4 protein-coding genes and 1 riboswitch are annotated in these 5,473 nt (G+C 51.2%); all 4 genes read right to left on the reverse strand.

The genetic code is table 11. The features are described 5' to 3' along the window. A partial coding sequence (gene dnaE / locus AC1WIP_RS10585) for a DNA polymerase III subunit alpha (protein WP_481141795.1) occupies nucleotides 1–1,924 on the reverse strand: 1,924 nt, incomplete at its 3' end. A gap of 50 nt (nucleotides 1,925–1,974) precedes the next feature. Then, nucleotides 1,975–2,505: a cysteine hydrolase family protein gene (locus AC1WIP_RS10590; RefSeq protein ID WP_481141798.1), complete on the reverse strand. Its 531-nt coding sequence runs from the start codon at nucleotides 2,503–2,505 to the stop codon at nucleotides 1,975–1,977. A gap of 150 nt (nucleotides 2,506–2,655) precedes the next feature. Beyond that, on the reverse strand, nucleotides 2,656–3,843 hold the full coding sequence (gene metK, locus AC1WIP_RS10595) for a methionine adenosyltransferase (RefSeq protein WP_481141796.1): 1,188 nt from the start codon (nucleotides 3,841–3,843) through the stop codon (nucleotides 2,656–2,658). 174 nt (nucleotides 3,844–4,017) lie between these two features. After that, a riboswitch (SAM riboswitch) is annotated at nucleotides 4,018–4,121 on the reverse strand. A 103-nt stretch (nucleotides 4,122–4,224) separates the two neighbouring features. Further along, on the reverse strand, nucleotides 4,225–5,473 hold a 1,249-nt coding region (locus tag AC1WIP_RS10600), incomplete at its 5' end, for a UDP-N-acetylglucosamine 1-carboxyvinyltransferase (RefSeq protein ID WP_481141797.1).

Raw genomic sequence — 5,473 nt, forward strand, 5'->3', positions numbered from 1 at the left:
CCATAGGGCCCGGCCGGTACAGAGAGATTCCTGCGATAATGTCCTCCAGGCTCTGAGGACGAAGCTCCTTCATAAAGCTTTTCATGCCGGCGCTCTCCAGCTGAAAAATGCCTTCCGTTTTTCCTGTGCCGATAGAGGCAAGCACCTTGGGGTCCTCATAGTCGATATGATCAATATCAATATGCTCTCCCGTAGTTTTCTCCACAAATTCCACGGCGTCATGAATCACCGTCAGCGTCCGAAGCCCCAGAAAATCCATCTTTAAAAGCCCCAGCTCTTCCAGCGTAGTCATGGTAAACTGGGTGGTGATGGAGCCGTCGGACCCTCTGGAAAGGGGCACAAATTCCTCCGCCGCCTTCTGGCAGATCACCACTCCCGCAGCGTGCATGGAGGTATGTCTTGGCAGACCCTCTAAACGCTTGCACATATCAATGAGATAATGTACCTGCTCGTCCTCATGATACAGCTTCCTAAATTCTGGATTCATCTCCAGCGCCCGGTCTATGGTGATGTTCAGCTCGTTTGGCACCATCTTGGCAATGGAATCCACAAAGGCATAGGGCAGATCCATCACCCTCCCCACATCCCGGATCACACCCTTGGCCGCCAGCGTACCAAAGGTGACAATCTGCACCACCTTGTCAGAGCCGTATTTCCTGCCCACATAATCGATTACCTCCTGCCTGCGTTCAAAGCAGAAGTCAATATCGATATCGGGCATGGACACACGCTCCGGGTTTAAGAACCGCTCAAAGAGCAGATTATATTTTATAGGATCAATATTGGTAATTTTCAAGCAGTAGGACACGATGCTCCCCGCCGCGGATCCCCGCCCGGGCCCCACAGGTATGCCGTTATTTCTGGCATAGTTGATAAAATCCCACACAATGAGGAAATAATCCACATAGCCCATGGTGCGGATCACAGAAAGCTCATAGTCAAGGCGCTCCCGCAGCGTCTGTCCCGTGTCTCCCGCAGGCCTGCTGCCGTCGCCGTAGCGTTCCGAAAGTCCCTCATCGCAGAGCTTATTTAAGTAGGACCAGGAATCATATCCCTCTGGAACTTCATATTTGGGCAGCTTGGTCACTCCAAATTCGATTTCCACATTGCAGCGGTCCGCAATGGCCTGGGTGTTCTCCACAGCCTCCCAGGCATAGGGAAACAAAGCCTTCATCTCCTCCTCACTCTTCACATAATACTGTCCGCCCTCATAGCGCATTCTGTCCTCATCCGCCAGCTTTTTCCCGGTCTGCAGACACAGCAGAATGTCATGGGAATCTGCATCCTGGGCATAGGTATAGTGGACATCGTTTGTGGCTGCCAGAGGAATATCCAGCTCCTTACTCAGCTTTAACAGCTCCGTGTTCACAAGCCGCTGCTCCGGAATCCCATGATCCTGCAGCTCCAGGAAGAAATTACCTTTCCCAAAGCAGTCCTCATATTTTTTCGCGGCCTTCTTCGCTTCCTCCCTCTGACCCTTTACCAGATTGCGCTGCACCTCCCCGGCCAGACAGGCGGAAAGGGCGATAATCCCTTCATGAAACTGGTTTAAAAGCTCCATATCCACCCGGGGCTTATAATAATAGCCCTCCGTAAAGCCGCGGCTTACAATCTTCATCAGATTGGCATAGCCCGTGTTATTCTCCGCCAGAAGCACCAAATGGTAATAGCGGTCCTCTCCGCCCGTAAGCTCCTTGTCAAATCTGGAGTTTGGAGCCACATAAACCTCACAGCCAATAATCGGCTTGATGCCCGTCGCTTTTGCTTCCTTATAAAAATCAATTACGCCATACATCACGCCATGGTCCGTTATGGCGGCGCTGTTCATGCCAAGCTCCTTTACCCGGGAGACATATTCCTTTATCTTGTTGGAACCGTCCAGCAGAGAGTATTCTGTGTGGACGTGAAGATGTGCAAATGCCATGCTGCCGCTCCTTTCATCCTATTTTTTGCGCTGATTGCTTCTGGCAGGACTCACCTCACCTGTATCTGACAGCTTCTCATGGTATCCAGAGCCGCCTCATGGCTCTCCTTGGTCACGCCTGCCATGCAGGAAGCATCCACACAGATTTCCACCTCCGGCAGAAAGGCCTTTAACAGCAGTGCATTGGAAACCACACAGATATCCGTACAGACTCCCACTAATTCGATGGAAGTGACGGGGTTTACCTTATGCCTTGCCAGCATATCCGCAGCCAGCCTGACACAGCCGAAGGTATCCTTCTCATAGACCTGGGCTTTTCTTTTTTGGCACATCTCTTCCAGCCCTCCTGCAAGCTGCCAGCCTGGCGTTCCTTTGATGCAGTGCTCCACCGGCAGATACTTCCCCTCCTGGGTGAACAGATAATTTCTGTCATGGGTGTCCTTGGTATAAATAACAGTTCCCGGAAAATTTTGAATCTTCTCTTCTACTCTGGGAAGAATCTCCTGTGCTTCTTTTGTTCCCAGAGCTCCGTCCACAAAGTCCTTCTGCATATCTATCACAATCAAATACTGTCTTTCCATAGCGCTTCCTTTCTCTGCCGTCAAAAATCACTCCATTTGGATATGTTTCTCCTTAAAAATACCACAAATCCCTTCTCTCGTCAAAAATAATAATGGGGCTGCTGCTTTGGCAGATCATCGATCCGCTTTGGCAACAGCCCCTCAAAACCCTTATAAATATTTTTTCAATAGCTCCACCTTATCGGTCTTTTCCCAGGGAAGGTTCAGATCATCCCTCCCGAAATGCCCGTAGGCAGCCGTCTGCCTGTAAATAGGACGGCGCAGCTCCAGCATTTTTATGATACCCGCCGGGCGCAGATCAAAGTTTTCCCTTACGATCTCCACCAGTCTCTCATCGCTCAGCCTTCCCGTTCCAAAGGTGTCCACCATGATAGAGGTGGGGTGTGCCACGCCGATGGCATAGGAGAGCTGAATTTCACATTTGTCCGCAAGCCCGGCCGCAACCAGATTCTTAGCCACATAACGAGCAGCATAGGAGGCGCTTCTGTCCACCTTGGTACAGTCCTTTCCGGAGAAGGCGCCGCCGCCATGGCGTCCATAACCGCCATAGGTATCTACAATGATCTTTCGTCCAGTCAATCCGCTGTCTCCATTGGGACCGCCGACCACAAAGCGGCCTGTGGGATTGATAAAGAATTTGGTATCCTTATCTACCATCTCCCCGGGAAGCACAGGATCCAGCACATATTTGCGGATATCCTCGTGAATCTGCTCCTGGGTCACCTCCTCGTCATGCTGTGTGGACAAAACCACAGCCTCCAGGCGGAAAGGCCTTCCGTTTTCATCATATTCTACAGAAACCTGGCTTTTTCCATCCGGTCTCAGATAGGGAAGGGTTCCATCCTTGCGCACCTTGGTCAGCTGACGCACCAGCTTGTGGGCAAGGGAAATGGGATAAGGCATCAGCTCCGGCGTCTCGTTTACCGCATAGCCAAACATCATGCCCTGATCTCCTGCGCCCACAGCGTCCAGCTGTGCGTCGCTCATGTGGCTTTCTCTGACCTCCAGAGCCCTGTCCACACCCATGGCAATGTCAGGGGACTGCTTGTCCAGAGACACCATCACAGCGCAGGTATTGCCGTCAAAGCCCTTCTTGGAATCATCATAGCCGATCTCCGTGACCGTCTTTCTCACAATGGCGGGAATGTCAATAACAGCCTTGGAGGTAACCTCTCCCATCACCAGGACAAAGCCTGTGTTGGTACAGGTCTCACAGGCCACCCGGCTGAAGGGATCCTGTTCAAGCAGCGCGTCCAGTATGGCATCCGAAACTGCGTCGCAGATTTTGTCGGGATGTCCTTCTGTAACCGATTCTGATGTAAATAAGTGTTTCTCCATTTTTTCCTCCGTTTCCGTTCTGCCAAAGCATCCGGCAGCACTTTCTGAATATTGTTTTTTGTTCCTTTGCTCCTCATGCAGATATGGCAGGACACTGCCGGCAAACCATCTCCGCTCATCTGCACATAAAAAAGTCCGCTTGCAATAAGCGGACTTGATTTCATGCACCTCATCCTCTTATTGTTCGAAATTCACTCGCTCAGGTGGGCACCTTCCTTTTACAAGGGGTTGCCGTGGCTTCATCGATCCTATGTATCTCCACCAGCTCTGAATAAGAGAAACTATTTTGTTTTATTTGGTTAACCTGTTTATAAGCCTACTCTACTATGAATATGCCTCTTTGTCAATAAAAATTTCTGCTGACAGGCACATACGATATCCTCAGCCCGTTTTCAGCTTAAACTTGCTGTAATCTCTTTCACTTTCCACCATTTCTATCTGTGCCCCCAGGCTCTGGAGCTTCAGATGAAAGTCCTCATAGCCCCGTTCAATGTAGTGAATCTCGTCCACCAGGGTGTAACCTTCAGCGGCCAGGGCGGCAATCACAAGGGCAGCGCCCGCCCGCAGGTCCGGAGCGGAAATGCTGGCTCCGGTATATTTTTCCACACCATCGATAATGGCAGTGTTTCCCTCCACCTTAATGCTTGCTCCCATTCTGGTGAGCTCGTCTACATATTTAAACCGGTTCTCAAATATGCTTTCCGTGACAATGCTGGTTCCTCTGGACATCCCCAGGGCAACTGTGATCTGGGGCTGCATATCCGTGGGAAATCCCGGGTATGGCAGCGTTTTTACCTGTGTGTGCACTAAGGGCTTGGAGGCAACCACACGAATACAGTCGTCCGCCTCCTCCACCTCGCAGCCGATTTCCAGAAGCTTTGCAGTGATAGACTCCAAATGCTTGGGAATCACATTCTTTACAGTCACATCCCCTTTGGTCACCGCCGCCGCAAACATAAAGGTGCCCGCTTCAATCTGGTCGGGAATGATGGCGTACTCCGTGCCGTGCAGATGCTTCACCCCCTTGATGCGGATCACATCCGTTCCGGCGCCCTTGATATTGGCCCCCATGCTGTTTAAAAAGTTGGCCAGATCTACCACATGGGGCTCCTTCGCTGCATTCTCAATGATGGTCATTCCCTCCGCCATGGTAGCAGCCATCATTACATTGATGGTGGCTCCTACGCTGACCACATCCATATAAATATGGCTTCCCACCAATCTGTCCGCCCGGGTTTTGATCAGTCCGTGCTCAATGCGCACATCCGCCCCCAGCGCCCGAAAGCCCTTAATATGCTGATCAATGGCCCGGCAGCCGATGTCGCAGCCTCCCGGAAGGGCCACCTGCGCGCGCTTATACTTTCCCAAAAGGGCCCCGATCAGATAATAGGACGCCCTGATCTTTTTGATATTTTCATCCTCCACCACAAGATTATTGACATTGGAGGCATTCAGCGCCACACTGTGGCGGTCCCGGCGCTTGATCATCACGCCGATATTCTGCATTGCCTTAAGCAGTACGTTTGTATCCCGTACGTCCGGCATATTTTCTATATATACGGTTTCGTCCGTCATAACGGAAGCAGCAAGAATAGGAAGTGCCGCATTCTTAGCACCTCCTATTTCTACT

This window comes from Acetatifactor sp. (genome assembly GCF_982438285.1).